Origin of the sequence: Bacteroides sp. OF03-11BH (assembly GCF_003604005.1) — a bacterium.
Classification (GTDB): Bacteria; Bacteroidota; Bacteroidia; order Bacteroidales; family Bacteroidaceae; genus Bacteroides; species Bacteroides ovatus.
This window is the reverse complement of sequence record NZ_QTMW01000026.1, coordinates 57,757-75,380: the sequence shown is the minus strand read 5'-3', so window position 1 is coordinate 75,380 and position 17,624 is coordinate 57,757. Positions and strand designations below refer to the sequence as shown.

The 17,624-nt window shown below is 39.0% G+C and carries 11 protein-coding genes; 10 read left to right on the top strand and 1 reads right to left on the bottom strand.

Translation table 11 applies throughout. From position 1 onward, the window contains the following. Positions 1–196 precede the first annotated feature (196 nt). Positions 197–775 carry a DUF4294 domain-containing protein gene (locus tag DXA54_RS18080; protein WP_008646929.1) on the bottom strand — a complete coding sequence of 193 codons (579 nt, stop codon included), beginning with the start codon at positions 773–775 and terminating at the stop codon, positions 197–199. 144 nt (positions 776–919) lie between these two features. On the opposite strand from DXA54_RS18080, the gene DXA54_RS18075 reads away from it, so the two are divergent. The 10 genes from DXA54_RS18075 (at position 920) to DXA54_RS18030 (ending at position 17,427) form a co-directional block, all read left to right on the top strand. After that, positions 920–2,968, top strand: a complete 2,049-nt coding sequence (locus tag DXA54_RS18075) for a helix-hairpin-helix domain-containing protein (RefSeq protein WP_008646930.1) — start codon at positions 920–922, stop codon at positions 2,966–2,968. Positions 2,969–3,011: 43 nt separating this feature from the next. Continuing rightward, positions 3,012–3,515 carry a sigma-70 family RNA polymerase sigma factor gene (locus DXA54_RS18070; RefSeq protein WP_004324147.1) on the top strand — a complete coding sequence of 168 codons (504 nt, stop codon included), beginning with the start codon at positions 3,012–3,014 and terminating at the stop codon, positions 3,513–3,515. A 37-nt stretch (positions 3,516–3,552) separates the two neighbouring features. Then, positions 3,553–4,728, top strand: a complete 1,176-nt coding sequence (locus tag DXA54_RS18065; protein ID WP_120080233.1) for a FecR family protein — start codon at positions 3,553–3,555, stop codon at positions 4,726–4,728. 133 nt (positions 4,729–4,861) lie between these two features. Then, positions 4,862–8,212: a SusC/RagA family TonB-linked outer membrane protein gene (locus DXA54_RS18060; RefSeq protein ID WP_120080231.1), complete on the top strand. Its 3,351-nt coding sequence runs from the start codon at positions 4,862–4,864 to the stop codon at positions 8,210–8,212. Between the two features lie 16 nt (positions 8,213–8,228). Next, a complete protein-coding gene (locus DXA54_RS18055) occupies positions 8,229–9,752 on the top strand; it encodes a RagB/SusD family nutrient uptake outer membrane protein (protein WP_008646932.1) in 1,524 nt (507 codons plus the stop codon). A 9-nt stretch (positions 9,753–9,761) separates the two neighbouring features. Further along, positions 9,762–10,442 (top strand): DUF4843 domain-containing protein, encoded by a 681-nt coding sequence (locus DXA54_RS18050; protein ID WP_004302823.1) that lies wholly within the window; start codon positions 9,762–9,764, stop codon positions 10,440–10,442. A 16-nt stretch (positions 10,443–10,458) separates the two neighbouring features. Further along, positions 10,459–12,126, top strand: a complete 1,668-nt coding sequence (locus tag DXA54_RS18045; RefSeq protein WP_120080241.1) for a PKD-like family lipoprotein — start codon at positions 10,459–10,461, stop codon at positions 12,124–12,126. A gap of 15 nt (positions 12,127–12,141) precedes the next feature. Beyond that, positions 12,142–14,490 carry a zinc-dependent metalloprotease gene (locus tag DXA54_RS18040; RefSeq protein WP_008646934.1) on the top strand — a complete coding sequence of 783 codons (2,349 nt, stop codon included), beginning with the start codon at positions 12,142–12,144 and terminating at the stop codon, positions 14,488–14,490. 25 nt (positions 14,491–14,515) lie between these two features. Next, positions 14,516–16,573: a DUF5117 domain-containing protein gene (locus tag DXA54_RS18035; protein WP_008646935.1), complete on the top strand. Its 2,058-nt coding sequence runs from the start codon at positions 14,516–14,518 to the stop codon at positions 16,571–16,573. Positions 16,574–16,653: 80 nt separating this feature from the next. Then, positions 16,654–17,427, top strand: a complete 774-nt coding sequence (locus DXA54_RS18030; protein WP_008646936.1) for a radical SAM protein — start codon at positions 16,654–16,656, stop codon at positions 17,425–17,427. The last annotated feature ends 197 nt before the right edge of the window (positions 17,428–17,624 follow it).

Below are 17,624 nucleotides of genomic sequence, written 5' to 3'. Positions count from 1 at the left end.
GTTGTATATAAAGGTTTAATACCTGTAGTTGGCCGAATACTTACCGTATTAATAGCTGGGAACTCAAGTATTAACTTCTGAGAAACCGGAAATTAATACCTTGCAGGAAGCTTGTTAATTCTTGAAATGATAACTAGTATGGTTAAGTAGTGATCAATTAGTTTATAAAGTTGATAAACTTATAAGCCGATTGATTTTAGATCTGTCCGTTCTCCACCATCAACACTACACGTTCCGTTAGTTTGTCTTCACCTTGCGGATCATATTCTTTTTTTAAACTGGCCCCGAACAATACAGCAAAAGTCTGATAGAATCCCGCTTTGAAAGGTCCCATAAATGCTTTCACCAATTCATAACTGGTAGAATTGCTTTGGCGGTCTATTAATTTAATCAACAGTTTTCCCTGTGCAAACGAGAGTTTCTTCATTCGGGGAGTATATTGCTCTTTCAATCCTTTTTCAACCCGTTTGATATGTTTTTGGCGGGCTTTCTCATTGGGCAAAGTCTGAAGATATTCGTAAGTTTCAATGATAGCCTGGTTAATTTCCCTGGAGATGGGATATACCTTTTTCACATTGCGAATCAGTCGGTAATATTCCTGACGTTCCTTTTCATTCTTGAATTTCAACGGACGGAAAATATACACAGTTCTTAACTGGACACATGGAATGGTATCTCCATTGTAGATACACATCGGAACCAAATATCCATTGATACTTTGTTTTTCTTGAGCGTGCAGGCGCAACGAACAACAAACAATAGCAAAAAGCGTCATTACTACTATGTTAAGCCTTCTTTTCACGATACAAAAATAGAATTAAAATTTTATTATTCAGACATTTCTCTTCGATGTTAACCTATTTAAAGTATCTTTGCGGCCTTATCTGTTAAAAAGCAGGAAGAATAAACCATTTTATTGATGAAAACGATTCAACTTTTACGGTTGATAAGTATTATAAACAGCCTGTTAATAATTCCTGCTTGTAGTGCTCAAAACCCTTCTGAAAGTCTTTTAGAAAATGTTCTTGAAGATTTATCTATTAATAACGGAACTGATAACTCTGTTAATACTCCTAATTGGGAAAATGAATTGGAAGAACTTTCCAATCGTATGCAAGAACCAGTAAATTTGAATGTTGCTACCCGTGAACAACTCGAACAGTTTCCTTTCCTTAGTGATATTCAGATTGAACATCTGTTGGCCTACATCTATATACATGGACAGATGAAAACCATCTATGAACTTCAACTGGTAGAAGAGATGGATAAGCAAACAATCCAGTATTTACTGCCTTTCGTCTGTATAAAAGCTATTAACAATAAACCTGCTTTCCGGTGGAAAAGCCTGTTGAAAAACGCAGCGAAGTATGGAAAGAATGAACTCTTAACCCGCTTTGATATACCATTTTATAAGCGAAAAGGTTATGAACATACCTATTTAGGACCTTCTGTTTATAACTCTGTGAAATACAGTTTCCGATACAGTGACCGACTCTATGCAGGAATCGTTGCTGAAAAAGATGCTGGAGAACCTTTTGGAGCTTTACACAATCGCTATGGCTACGATTATTATTCCTTTTATCTGTTATTAAAAGATTGTGGACGATTAAAAGCATTAGCTGTTGGTAACTATCGGCTTAGTTTCGGACAAGGATTAGTGATTAGCACTGATTATCTGATGGGAAAAACAATCTACGCCTCTTCTTTCAACAATCGCAGTGGCGGAATAAAGAAACATTCTTCCAGCGATGAATACAATTATTTTCGGGGAGTGGCCGCCACTATTGCTTTATCTAAAGATTGGGATGTTTCCGGTTTCTATTCACACCGTTTATTAGATGGAGTAATCACTGACGGAGCAATCACCTCTATCTATAAAACCGGACTGCACCGAAGTCAAAAAGAAGCAAATAAAAAGAACCTGTTCACCATGCAATTAACAGGTGGAAACGTGAGTTATCAACACAACCGTATCCACCTGGGTATCACCGGTATTTACTACCTTTTCAACCGACCATACGAACCGGAATTAACAGGCTATTCCAAATACAATCTTCATGGAAACAACTTCTATAATCTAGGGATTGATTATGCTTATCGCTGGCATCGTTTTTCTTTTCAGGGAGAAACAGCCATCGGAAAACAAGGTTGGGCTTCTTTGAATCGTTTGCAATATTCACCGGTTCAAAACACTCAAATCATGTTGATACATCGGTTTTATTCTTATGACTATTGGGCTATGTTTGCCCATTCATTCGGTGAAGGAAGTACGACACAAAATGAACAGGGATATTATATCGGCTTGGAAACTTCTCCTTTTGCTTATTGGAAGTTTTTCGCCTCATTCGATTTATTTTCCTTTCCGTGGAAAAAATACAGAGTGAATAAACCCTCCCGCGGAACAGATGGTCTGTTCCAAACCACTTTTACTCCATACAGCAATTTATCCATGTATCTAAGGTATCGTTATAAACAAAAAGAGCGTGACTGGACAGGTAGTAAAGGAACACTAACACTTCCTATTTTTCACCATCAACTTCGCTATCGTTTGAACTATTCTTTAGGAGATGTGTTAAGCAGTCGTACAACTTTAGATTATAATCATTTTCATTCTCAGGACAGAGCTGCTAATAAAGGATATCAGGTTACACAAATGATATCCTCCCAACTGCCTTGGGCCAGGCTGTTTGCTGACGTTCAGGGCAGTTACTTTTTTACAGACGATTATGACTCGCGTGTATATGCTTCGGAAAGCGGATTGCTTTATACGTTTTATACTCCGTCTTTTCAAGGTCGTGGATTCCGGTGTAGTATCCGTTTGAGATATGAACTGAACAAACACTTTCTATTGATAACCAAGTTTGGAGAAACCATTTATTTAGACCGGAATGAGATTGGTTCCGGCAATGATTTAATCTATGGAAATAAAAAAGCAGATGTACAAATGCAACTACGTATTAAGTTTTAATGTATATTTGTCTGCCAGAAATAACAGAAGAATACGATATTAAATGGATGACAGGGCTACTTTTGACAAAATGTTTAATGAATGGTATGCACAGTTTGTATATTTTGCATACTATTTCATAAATGATGCTGAAGTATGCAGGGATATCGTAAGTGATGCTTTTGAGTATTTGTGGCGTAATTATGAAAAGATAGAAGAAGCAACGGCGAAAACTTATCTTTATACAATCATCCGTACACGTTGCATAGATTACCTTCGCAAGCAAAATATTCATGAAGAATATGTAGAGTTTACTGCGCAATTGACTGATAAAATGATAGAAGGCGATTCGCAAAATTCTGATTCTCGTGTTTTGCGTATTCGTGAAGCTATGAAGAAGTTGACTCCTTATAATTATCATATTTTGGAAGCATGCTATATTCATAATAAGAAATATAAGGAAGTGGCCGAAGAATTAAATGTAAGTGTCGCGGCCGTTCATAAGAATATAGTGAAGGCTTTACGCATTCTTCGCGAAGAATTAGGCCAAAAGGGTAACCGGAATTGACTTTAAAACGTAAATATATATATTGAATACACTATTTATGGATGAAAAGAATATAAATATAAGCAAGTCGGAAGAAGAACTCCTGGAAATTATGGAGAATCGTTCGCATATAACTGCTGGTCAATTGCATAATTTGGAAGAAGATGAGGAATGTTTGCAAGCATGTTCTGATTTGGCAGAAATTGTGATAGAGATGCAGAAAGAGCAAAATTTACTGGCAATTGATGTCCGGAAAGAACTGGCAGATTTTCGTAATAAACATTCTAAGAATGATCGAAGAAAAAATACACGCATACTGTGGGCTAGTGTCACAGGTGTAGCGGCGGCTGTTGCCATCATTTTAGTTTTGCGTGCAATGATGATTTCCTCACAACCGGAAATTATTAAAGTGTTTCAAGCCAATCATATTGCCCAGGAAGTCACTTTACAAGTGAATGATGAGAAAGAAATAAAGCCATTGAAAGAAGTGGTAGAATCTCTTTCGTCTTACTCTACTGCGCAGTTGTCTTCTAAGGAAATAGATTATAGTCGTGCTCTCCTTCAGACAGAAACCAAGGAAGTAGGAAAACAGAAAGTACAGATACATAGATTAAGTATTCCTAGAGGAGAGACATTTAAAGTTGTTTTATCCGAGGGGACTGAAGTATTCTTGAATTCAGACAGTCGTTTGGCTTATCCTACTGTTTTCAAAGGAAAAGAACGAGTCGTCTCTTTGGAAGGTGAAGCCTATTTTAAAGTTGCTAAAGATGCAGCACATCCTTTTATCGTGAAAAGTGGAAATCTGCAGATTCGTGTATTGGGAACGGAATTTAATGTACGTAGCTACTCTCCTACTGATGTCCGTGTTACGCTCATTACAGGAAAAGTGGCTGTGAGCTATACTTGTGGAGTCCATAGTGTTGAAATGGTGCCAGGACAAAGCGTACAACTTTCTTCTGACGGAACATTTGCCGTGAATGAGGTGGATATTGAATCATTTTTGTATTGGAAGGAAGGATTTTTCTATTTTGACGATGTTGCTCTGGTTGACATGATGAAAGAAATAGGACGTTGGTATAATATAGATATTGAGTTCCGCAATAGCAAAATCATGGATCTTCGTATGCATTTCTTTGCAAATCGTCATCAGGACATCTTTCACTTGATTGAATTATTGAATCGAATGGAGAGAATACATGCTTATTTTGAAGCAGGAAAACTAATTATCGAATAAAAAGCAAGCAAAAAGATATAAATCTGAATAGAAAAATATATTTCTGAAAAAAAAACTATTTTAAGGGTAACCATTCTTTTTTAAACTTCGTATACAATTAAAAGAATGAAATATTATTTAACTATTCAGGCTTATGAAAAGAAATCAGGCACAGAAGTTCATTGTTTTATTCTTGCTTTTCCTTTTTGCCTATTCATGGCGTGTAGAAGCACAGACAGGTAAAGAAAAGCAAATAACAATGGAGTTTAAAAATGAAGGGTTACCCTCTATTTTTAAACGTTTTGAAAAAGTATCGGGGTATAAAGTTCTTTTTATCTATGATGAAATTAGCTCTTATACTTCTACCGGAAAAGTAGAAAAAGCTACAGTTGATGAAGCGTTGAAGGTGATTATTGGAAAAAATCCGTTGAAATATCACATTGACGGACAATTCATCAATATCACACAAAAGGATTCTAAAAAGTTTTTCTCACAAGTAAAAGGAAAAGTGCTTTCCGAAGAAGACGGGCTTCCGGTGGTTGGTGCCACTATTATAGTGGAAGATCCTAGTAATATCCGTACTATCACAGACAATAATGGTAATTTTCAGCTTTCTGATGTTCCAAAAGATAGCCGTGTCAGAATATCGTATGTAGGTTTGGAAACCCAGTTCTTGCATCCTTCATCTTATATGTCGGTAGTGATGAAATCTGATACAAGGGCGCTGGATGAAGTAGTGGTGACAGGTATGTTTAACAGAAAGAAAGAAGGATTTACCGGTTCGGCTGTTACTATCAAAGGTGAGGATCTGAAGAAATATAGTACGAACAATGTGGCTAAAGCGATAGCCGCTGTCGCTCCCGGACTTCGTATTGTGGATAATATCAATATGGGATCTAATCCGAATGGTTTGCCTGATATGCGTATGCGTGGTAGTGCAAATATGGATATGGGCACACAATCTGTAGATTTTAATTCTACCAGTAATGATGTGCTGGCAGTTCAGGGCGAGTATGAGACGTATGCCAACCAACCGTTGCTTATCATGGACGGATTTGAAATCAGTATACAGACACTTGCCGATATGGATCCCGATCGTGTTGCTTCTATCGTTTTGTTGAAAGATGCGGCAGCTACGGCTATCTACGGTTCACGTGCGGCAAATGGAGTAATTGTTATCGAAAGCAAGACGCCCAAACCGGGACGGATTTGGGTGACTTATGGTGGGGAACTTCGTATTGAAGCTCCGGATATGACCGGATATAACTTGATGAATGCAAGAGAGAAGATAGATGCAGAGTTAAAAAGCGGACTTTATACATACGGTGGTGAGACTGTTGAAAAATGGCAGCTCTATCAGTCTAAATTGCGTGAAGTATTGGCGGGAGTAAATACGTACTGGTTGGACAAACCTTTGCAAACAGCTTTCCAACAACGGCATACCGTTACATTGGAAGGTGGTGATGAAGCTTTGCGTTATCGGATGTATGTCGGATACAATAGTTCTCCGGGTGTGATGAAAGACAGTAAGCGTGATGTATTGACCGGATCGCTTGATTTTCAGTATCGTCTGAAAAAAGTGTTATTAAAGAATAGCATTACGTTGGATAATTCGGTAGCTAATGAGTCTCCGTGGGGAAGTTTCAGTGAATATACCCGCTTGAATCCTTATTTGCGTCCGTATGGAGAGAACGGGGAGATACAGAAACGGCTTGATAATTTTGAAGGAGTAGGCGGTGAATCGAGTTATCTGAATCCGATGTACAATACGACATTCAACAGTAAAGACCAAAGCAAGAACTTTACAGTACGTGAACTTTTCAAGGTGGAATATAATCCTACTAATGAATTGCGGTTTGAAGGAGCTTTCAATTTATCTAAGAGTGTAGGACATCGTGATATTTTCCGTCCTGCACAACATACGCTTTTTGATAATGTGACCGATCCTACCTTAAGAGGTGATTACCGCAGAAGCCAGAGTGAAGCTGTCAGTTGGGGAATCGATTTGACAGGAAGCTGGAACAAGCAATTGAAAGACCATTATCTGACTGCTAATGTACGCATGAGTGTATTGGAGAATAATTCGGAGACTTATGGAAACTATGTGACCGGTTTCCCGAATGATAATATGGATAACTTGTTGTTTGGTAAGAAATATAATGAGAAAGTGACGGGCGATGAGAGGACAACACGCTCTATCGGTTGGATGGCTGCCGGAGGTTATTCTTATAAATATAAGTATTCGTTCGACTTTAATATACGCTTGGACGGTTCTTCACAGTTTGGAAAAAATAACCGTTGGGCTCCTTTCTGGTCAACAGGATTGCGCTGGGATTTGAAAAAAGAGAACTTCATGAAAGATGTATCTTTTATTTCCGATTTCATTTTGAGGGGTACATACGGTACGACCGGTTCGCAAGGTTTTGATCCTTATCAGGCACATGGTTATTATACATACTCTAATTTGCTGCTTCCTTATTACTCATCGGATGCAACAGGTTCGGAAATCTTGGCTATGCATAATGAAAGTTTAAAATGGCAGACAACGAAAAGCACTAACCTTGCTTTGGAACTCGGTTTCTTTGACCAGCGTCTTACCGCACGTGTGGAGTATTACCGGAAAATAACAGATAATATGGTTACTTCGATAAGCCTTGCTCCTTCTCTTGGCTTCGGTAGTTATCTGGAAAACCTGGGTAAGATAGAGAATAAAGGTTGGGAAATTTCTCTTTCGGCTATTCCTTATAAGAATACTGCCAAGCAGGCTTATTGGACCATTACGGTAAACGGTTCTCATAATACGGACAAATTGCTGGAGATATCAGAAGCAATGAAACACAGGAATGATATGAATGCATCAAATCTGACTGATACACCATTGCCACGTTATGAAGAAGGTGAATCTTTGTCGCGTATTTGGGTAGTACGTTCATTAGGCATTGATCCGGCTTCCGGAGATGAAATATTATTAAAGCGTAACGGAGAAATGACAAGCGCTGTTAACTGGAGTGCGAATGATGTAGTACCTATCGGTAATACGGAACCTACATGGCAAGGATATATTAATTCTTCCTTTACATATAAAGGTTGGGGAGCAGATGTCAGTTTCAGATATCAGTTTGGCGGTCAGGTATATAATCAGACTTTGCTTGACAAGGTGGAAAATGCCAATCTGAAATATAATGTAGACCGGCGGGTAAGTCAGTTGCGTTGGGCTAAACCGGGTGACAAGGCACAATTCCGTACTCTTACCCCCAGTGGTTGGGAAACGAAAGCTACTTCTCGGTTTATCATGGATGAAAATATATTCCAGGGAAGTTCGTTGTCTGTCTACTATCGCATGGATCGTACTAATACAAAATTTATCAGCCATTGGGGATTGAGCTCCGCCAAAGTGACGTTTAATATGGAAGACTTTTTCTATTGGTCTACAGTGAAACGCGAAAGAGGTCTGTACTATCCGTATTCCCGTCAGTTTACTTTTGCTTTGAATGTTGCTTTCTAATTAAAAACATATTTGTATGAAACAGATAATATATATACTATTAGCAACAACCATGCTGGGACTTATGTCTTGCAGCGACTGGTTGGATGTATCTCCGAAGACTTCTATTCCTACCGACAAGCAATTTGAGTCGGAATCCGGATTTAAGGATGCGCTTACAGGTATTTATTTGAAGTTGGGAACCCAGACATTGTATGCCGGAGACTTGACTTATGCTTATTTGGATGAACTGGCAGGATTATATTCTGATTATCCGGGATATAATACAAATGCCGTTTTCGACCAGAGTATTGTATTTGATTATGAGAACATGTTTTTGAGTAAGAAGAATGGGATTTACTCAACGATGTATAATATCATAGCCAATATTAATAATTTCCTGGAGTATATAGACAAAAATAAAGATGTCCTAGTTACCGAACGCTATTATGAAACCATGAAGGGAGAAGCACTCGGGCTTCGCGCTTTTCTTCATTTTGATTTGTTGCGTATGTTCGGTCCTGTTTATAAGGAACATCCTGCATCCAAAGCTATACCCTACCGTACTACTTTTGATAAAGATGCTACTCCTGTCCTGGCAGCCAATGAAGTGGTTGATGCTATTCTCAAAGATTTGAATGACGCAGAAAAATTACTGAAAGAGAATGATCCTCTTGATTTCTTTACCGACCAGACGGATGAAGATTTTACAAAGAAAAATAGTTTTCTTGTCAATCGTGAATTTCGTATGAATCTATATGCGGTTAAAGCTATGCTGGCCCGTGTATATTGTTACAAAGGGGATGCGGAAAGCAAAGGATTGGCCACGGAGTATGCTAAAGAGGTAATTGCTGCCTCTAAGTATTTTGCATTGTACAAGTCGCAGACTGCTTCCAATTACAATTCCATACGCTATGCAGAGCAAATATTTGGAATAACAGTGAATGAATTCTCCAACTTGCTTATTGGTAACTATATGGATATGGAGAATACCAATACTCAGCAACGTTTCTATCTGGATGGAGATAAATTCAAATTCTTCTATGAAACAGCCGATGCAGGGAATACCGACTGGAGAAAAAATACGGAAATGTTTGAAGTTGTTAATGGGGCAAGTCAAACAGATGTTTTTTGTAGAAAATATAACCAGAAACCGTTGAATGGCGGATATGCTTATTCCGGTGCTAATGCAGTTCCTTTGATACGCTTGCCCGAAATGTATTATATTGTAGCGGAATGTGCATCTTCTGCATCAGAAAGTGCTGATGCATTGAATACCGTACGTTTTGCACGTGGTATCTCTTACAGTGACGAGATTATAACTACTGGATATGATGATCTTGATACTACTTCGGAAGAAGACAAAAATCAGACTAAACGTATCAATGAGATAATGAAAGAATATAGAAAAGAATATTTCGCGGAAGGTCAGCTTTTCTACTTCCTGAAAGCGCATAATTATAGCACCTATCATGGTTGTGGGATTGAAACGATGACTGAAGCCCATTATCAGATGACGTTGCCGGATGATGAGTATATTTTTGGAAACAACTCTAAATGATGAAGCATTATGAAACGTATTATATATTTTGTTTTAGCTATTCTTGTTTGCGGCATCTATGTGGGATGCAGTGAAAACGAGATAGACTTATATGACCAGACACCTCGTATCAATTTCTATAGTAGCACACATGTCCGTACTTTGGTTGATACGGACTATGTGAAGATAGATGACCCTTATGCTGTAGACAGTTTTACGGTAAGAATACAAGGGGATCTTTTGAAAGAGAATCGTGATTTCTGTGTGAAAGTTACCCCGAATAGCGATTATCAGAATTCAGTAGATGTACTATTGGAAAGCAAGTATACATATACTGAACTTGATACGGTTTGCCAGGTATTTTACTATAAGATTAACCGACCGAAAGTAGAGTCCGGTAGAAATGTGTATGGTTGTTACTTGGAATTTGATTTGGATAACCCTCTCCATCAGTTTGACAAAGGATTGGTAGAAAAGAATCAGGAAGTGTTAAATGTCAGGTGGGAACTGAAGCCGGATGAGTGGGAAGATTGGATATTTGGCAGTTATAGTGATAATAAGTATATGTTTATTATGGATGTATGCCAACGTGTGTGGGATGATCTGGAAGATGAGGATGTTGACAAGGTCAAACAAGCTTACAAAGAATACATTGAAGCAGGAAATCCTCCTATTCTAGGCGAAGACGGTGATGAAATTGATTATGAATAAGACTAAAAGAAATGTTATGAGAAAATATATCATCTATATAGCAAGTTTTGTCGGATCGGCTTTATTGCAAACAGGCTGTTACGATGACAAGGGAGATTACGATTATCATGATGTAAATACGATGGCTATCGTAATACCTGAAACGAAGGTACGTATGCCTAAAGAGGAAGCAGTGGAAATTTCAATTATACCCGAGATTTCTCAGACTTTGGAGCAAAATGAGGAAAACCTTGTGTTTCAATGGAAGAAAACAATCGAAGGAAAGAAAGCGGGGTCGGACAGACTTAGTGATTATAAAGATTATTCCGTAGGCAAAGAATGTAAAGTAACAGTCGAGCCTTATGAATCGGAAAATATAGGTTTAATGTTGGTCATTACGGATAAAAAGAATGGAACAACCTGGTATCAGATAGGTGAAGTTGCAATTATTCGTCCTTTAAATCCTTGCTGGTTTGTATTGCAGGAAAAAGAAGGAAAGGGAGTATTAGGAGCGATAGAGGGTACTCCGGAAGGATATTATGTTTATCCGGATGTCTTTAAATCAGAACTGAATCAGTCATTTCCGTTAGAAGGAAAACCTTTGGCGGTAAGTGCAAGAAAAAATTATGGAGATTCGTTTTTAAGTAGTATGCTGGGTTTTTTTGGTTTTAAAGTAAGTCCGGCGTTAATGGTGGTAACCGATCGGGGCTTGGCCTTGTTGACTCCAAGTACTTTAATAACGAGATATCCGTCGAATAAAATACTTTTTGAACCAGCGGGAAAAGGGGAACCGTTGAATATTGAGTTCTATAAGATGAGTACTCATGGTGAGTTGTTTGTGAATAGTGGAAAAGCATATTGTGCTCCTATGGATGGATTTTGTGTACCTTTCTCGGTAAAAAAGGAAAGTGAGTTTCCTGCTATTTCTGCTTATGGTTCGTATGGAGGAGGCTTTTTGTTTTTTGATTCTGAAAGTCATCGTTTTCTTAGTGCATCTATTCCGGGTTATTATGATTATATGATGAATCAGGCTACTCAAAATATACGTAATTATGGTACTAAATGGAGTGACCAGAAGCCTGTATCCACGTATTCAATGTCAGACGAATCTAATTTGTTTGATCCGGATGTAATTGATCCGTCTTTAGAAATACATGATATTGTTACGGGTGGAAATTGGGGAAATTTTGCTTATGCGATTGCTTCTCCTCGGAACGGAAAAGAGCTGACTGTGTTTAAATTCAGTGCGCAAGATGAAGATCCGATTTGTGCTGCCCAGTATACGATTGCCTTACCGTCCGAAGTAAATGTAGAAACAGCAAAATTTGCAGCTTCTTACGCGTATACGGCAAATCTTATATTTATGACATCGGGTAATAAATTATATCGCATTGATCTTGATCGCGGAAGGGCAATTGAATTTTATACTTATGAAACTGATCCGTCAGCACAGATAGTTGCATTGAAATTTAAAGATTTTGAAAGTGTGAGAGAGGAAGATGACGATGAGGAGACTGGTGAATATAAGGAGAAACTCGGCATGTCTCTCGGATTAGGCATCAATACAGCTGATAAAGGTGTAGTTGTAGAATTGCAACTGACAGTGGCAGGTGATGTATCCCGCGAAGAAAACAGCATTTGTGTTTACGAAGATCCCGAGCAACTCATTGGGAAGATTGTTGATATTAGCTATAATTATGAATAGTATAAATCGCTCTTTATGCTAAAAGGAATTATCAGTGCAATATTTCTTGCAGTTGCCTGTACTTTTTTGTACGGGCAACAGCCAAATATGGCTACTTTTCTAAAAGAAGGAGCACCAGTGGAAGTTATTCCCGGTATGTTTACTACTTATCGAAGTGGTAAACATATATATTGGGAAATTCCGGATTCATTGATTGGACGTGAATTTGCCGTAACAACTACTATCTTGACTGCTCCTGCCCGTCCGGATCGGGATATGGAGAAGAAATTCGGATATTCGGGTGATATGATAGGTCCGGTATTCTTCAGTTTCAGGAAACAGGGTGATGAATTGTGGATAGTAGATCCGTTGAATGAAAGGATTATTGAAAATCCTGCAGGGATATATGCAAAGATTGCTGCCCAACGTGGGAATAGCAGACTTTATAAAAGATTGCCGGTCAAAGCAAAGACTCAAGGAAGTAGTTTGATAGAGATTGGCGAGGTATTAAAAGATTTCCCTTTGTTTACGCTCGATATTGTATCTTTTGATTTATTGGTAGGTTCACGTTTAAAAGAGAAAGATTGCATCAAGGAAATCAAGGGATATGACAACCGCTTGTTGGTTCATATATCACGGGCTTATCGAAGTTCGTCAATAGGAATGCCCGGCAAACCTGTTTCTCCGTCTTATATTGGTGATTGGGATACGGGTGTTTGCATTAAATTATTATCAAAAAAGCCATTGGAAGCAGTTTCTGCAAATAGCGGAGCCTACTTTTCCATCGGCAAGGAATGTTTTCAAGGCGATCAGCCCGCTGTCCGGAAAGCTGTTATCAAACGGTGGCGTTTGGAGATAAAGCCGGAAGACAAGGAAAAGTACATGAAAGGGGAATTAGTGGAGCCGATACAACCTATTATCTTTTATATAGATCGCAACACGCCGGAAAAGTATATTGGTTGCATTATTGAGGCAGTACGTGACTGGCGTCCTGCTTTCGAGCAAGCCGGATTTAAGAATGCCATTGATGCACGATTGGCTCCCACTGCCGAAGAAGATCCGGATTTTAGTATTTATGACAGTACTTATCCGTTTATTTCATGGAAGATATCAGGACAGAATAATGCTTATGGGCCGACTCCTTGTGAATCCCGGTCCGGAGAGATTATTGCTTGTCACGTCGGTATTTTCAGCAGCGTGTTGAATTTGGAGCAAAAATGGTATTTTGCTCAATGTGGAGCCAATGACCCGCAGGCATGGAACATAGAATTTCCGGACTCTTTGCAATTGGAACAGATAAAACAAGTATTCATTCATGAAGTGGGTCACACATTGGGATTGGAACATAACTTTCTGGGTAGTTCCCATTATTCCATAGACCAGTTGCGTGATAATGACTTTTTGAGTCGATATAGTATAGGAAGTTCCATAATGGACTATGTACGATATAATTACGCTTTGCGTCCTCAAGATAAGGTTGATTTGAAAAACAGGCGGGTACGTGTCGGCGAATATGATAAGTGGGCTATTGAATGGGGATACCGTATATTTCCGGGTAAGGATGCTTCTGAAAGAGAAGAGAACAGAGAGCGTTGGAATCAGGAAAAACAGAAAGATCCTTCCTTGCATTTTTCAGGTGGGATAGATGTACGGGCGCAGGCGGAAGACTTAGGTAATGACCATGTTATTGTCAATACACAAGGAATAGAGAATCTGAAATATTTGTGTGAACATCCGGATGTCTGGCATGTAACGGACAAAACGTCTTTATATGTATTACAGGGGCGTTATGAAGCGGTATTGAATCATTATAAACAGTGGGTACAGCATGTTTTGTCGCATTTGGGCGGAAAACGTCTTGCGGAAGCCGATGATGAGAATATTTATATACCGGAAAAGGCTGATTACAATAAGAAGGTGATGAACTTTATACAGACTTATGTATTACAGCCTCCTGCGTGGATGTTTAATAAATCGTTTACCCATAAATTAGAAATAGATGCCAGTCAAGAATTCGACCGTTTTTATGAGGAACTTATGTCGGAAATAATCCGTTCTCTTCGGAAGGTGGAAGAATCAGAGAATGCTTGTGAGGATATGTTATCTGTAAATGAGTTTTTGGAAAGTATGCATGAAGGGTTATTCGTTGAATGGACTGATAATGTTCCTGTAAGTGAAGCGAAGCATAAGATACAGACGCTTTATGTAAATAAACTCTGTGATTTACTGGATCGGTCGGAAAAGATAACCTCCTCGAAATTATTAGTTTCTGTTATGCAAGCTTTGAATAGAATTAAGAAAGAGGGGCTTGATTATAGTAATAGGGTAGCAGAACCGGTTGCTAAAAAACGTGCTATGTTTCTGGTAGATAGCATTATATTTTAAGGATGAAAAGCAAATAAAGAGGCTCATGAATAAAAGAAAATATGTGATTATTATATTGTTGTGTATGGCCGCATGGCTCCAGGCACAAGATTCCGTCAAAGCGTTTGATGAATTCTTTGTCACCGGAATGAAAAAAATAGAGGGTGTATTTCCTGTATATGTAGCGGAGAAGGAGGTTTATCTGGAAATACCCCGTGAATATATCGGGCGGGAGATTGAAGTTCGCGGACAGATAGATAGAGGCTTCGATTTACTGAATCGTCCCGTTACCGGTTTGGGGGTAGTACGCATCATGTCTCCTGATAAAGCTACGATTTGTTTCCAAAAGCCGTTTTATACAGAGCGTATTCTGGATGAAAAGAGTGTATATCAGCGGTCGTTTTCGTTGTCAAATATACAACCTGCCGGTGATAGCTATCCGGTAGTGGCTTATTCGAAAGAACAAGGAGCCATTATCCGAATAACAAAATATCTGATAAATGGCAATGACTGGTTCAGCTATAATCATGGTTTTATCCGTTCGTTGGTTCCGGAACTGTCAGAGGTAACAAAAATACATCCTTTTGAAGGAGGGGTGTCATTTACGGTCAGGCGTTATCACGGGGTTGAGGCGGAAAGATATATGTTTTCCAGTTCTGCCATTATATTGCCTGAAGGCAGTATACCTTTGGAGGTTACTTGTGTAGTACGTTTGCTCCCTCAAAAGAAAGATCAGATCCGCCTGGCAGATCACAGGATACCCTATCAGACATTGACTTTTAAAGATTATTCCCAAGATCCTTATTGTATGGTAGAAGATTCATTAATTCTTCGTTGGGATATGTCGAAACCGCTTACTTTTTATGTAGATACGCTTTTTCCGAAGGAATATTTTCAAGTTGTGAAAGAAGGAATATTGGTATGGAATACTGCATTCCGCAAGGCAGGTATCCGGGATGCTTTACAAGTGAAGTATGCAGACAGCAAGATTATTCCGGCCGAACAGCGTGCTTTCGTTTCTTATGATTTGATGATGCCGGGGATAAAGAGCGACTTTACCTGTCATCCTCGTACCGGAGAAATACTGTCATGTCGGGTGAATATCGGACATGGATTTCAAAAAGGAAAATTGGATGACTATTTGTTGAGTTGTGGCGCTTCGGATCCGCGTATCATAGCCGACCGTTATGCAAAGGAAGTGGAAAAAGAGTTGTTGCAAAATGAAATAACAGGGGAAATCGGGCATCTTTTAGGTTTACGCGGAAATCTGTCCAAAAACTCGTGCGGAACGACTGTGAAAGTAGGGGAAGATGCTTGCCGGGCTATTTATTTTGGTTATAATCCTCTCAAAGGAAGTAGGAATTGCTATGATGAACGGGAGCAACTCCGTCGATGGATAGATAAAAACCTGCCGGATGGGACCCATTCTCTTCCTCCATCCGATTATGCAGCAAAGGTGTCAAATCTGCAGATTATACTAAATCAATTGGATAAGATTGTGTATAAAGGAGGAAAAAGGGACAAAGGAAGTTCACTCACTGATATATACAGGAAGGCTATTCGTCAATATGGAAGTTACCTGATGGGAATAGCTGAAACAGTGGGAAGTTCCCAACCGGCAGATGCACAACATCAAGCAATGCTCGAACTGGATAACTATTTATTTCATCCTGTAGAAAAGATGGAATGTACGTATGTAAAAGAGAATTTACTGGAAGCAAGAAATAACATTCTATATCCGGAATTGGTAAAGATGTTCAAGCACTTACTAAGTATAGAAACAATATCGGCTCTTAGATTGCAAGCATTACATAGTAATCAAAAAGGATATAGTGATGACGATTTCTTCCGGGATTTGTATAAAGGGCTGTTTAATGATTTTGATCCGTCGGCTACTGTAAGCTATGAACAAATGGATATCCAGTTGATATGTCTGGACGCATGGTTGGATATAATACAGGAAAATGCAAAACATACTAGTACAACGAAGCGTTTAAAGGATGAATTGCATAGTCTGTACAACAGATTGGAGAAGCTTAGTACGATACATCCCCAGGCAGAGGTGCGTGATATGTACACTTTACTCATGGGAAGAATTAAGTGAAAAAATAGTCGTACAGATAGGATAACCTGTAAGTTTTGGGTTATCTTTGCTATGATTTATGAATAAATAAGTAGAATAAGATGACTATTATTTTTCCTTCACCCATCTTCGGCCCTATTCATTCCCGCCGTTTGGGTGTTTCTTTGGGAATCAATTTATTGCCGGATGACGGTAAGGTCTGTTCGTTCGACTGCATTTACTGTGAGTGTGGTTTCAATGCCGAACATCGTACGAAGAAGCTTCTTCCTACCCGTGAAGAAGTCCGCACGGCTCTCGAAGAGAAACTGAAAGACATGCAGGCAAACGGTCCCGCTCCCGATGTACTGACCTTTGCCGGAAACGGTGAACCGACTGCGCATCCCCACTTCCCGGAAATCATAGAAGATACTCTTGCGCTTCGCAATAAGTATTTCCCAAAAGCGAAAGTAAGTGTATTGAGTAACTCTACATTTATCGACCGTCCTGCCGTATTCGAAGCACTGAACAAGATAGATAATAATATCCTGAAACTGGATACGGTGGATGAAGAATACATTCATCTGTTGGACCGTCCTAACGGAAAATACTCTGTTAAGAAGATCATCGAAAAGATGAAAGAGTTCAAAGGAAACTGCATCGTACAGACGATGTTCCTGAAAGGAGGTTATCAGGGAAAAGACATGGATAATACATCCGACAAGTATGTGCTCCCCTGGATAGAAGCAGTGAAAGAAATCGCTCCCCGTCAAGTAATGATTTATACGATCGACCGGGAGACTCCCGACCACGATTTGCAAAAGGCTACACATGAAGAGTTAGACCGTATTGTGGCTTTATTGGAAAAGGAAGGTATTCCGGCAACAGCTTCTTATTGAAATATAATTCAACAGGGATATATTTCTAATAGATAATACGTAAGAGAGTTAATATAAGAGGGCGAATTAATAGAATTCAGAAGTTTTACTTCCTATTCTATTGCTCGCCCTTTTATTGGCTTCATGAGCTGTTTCAGCCTATTCTGACAAGGGTATATTCTCACTGCGATGAGAAATGTACTTCCCTGATAATTGAA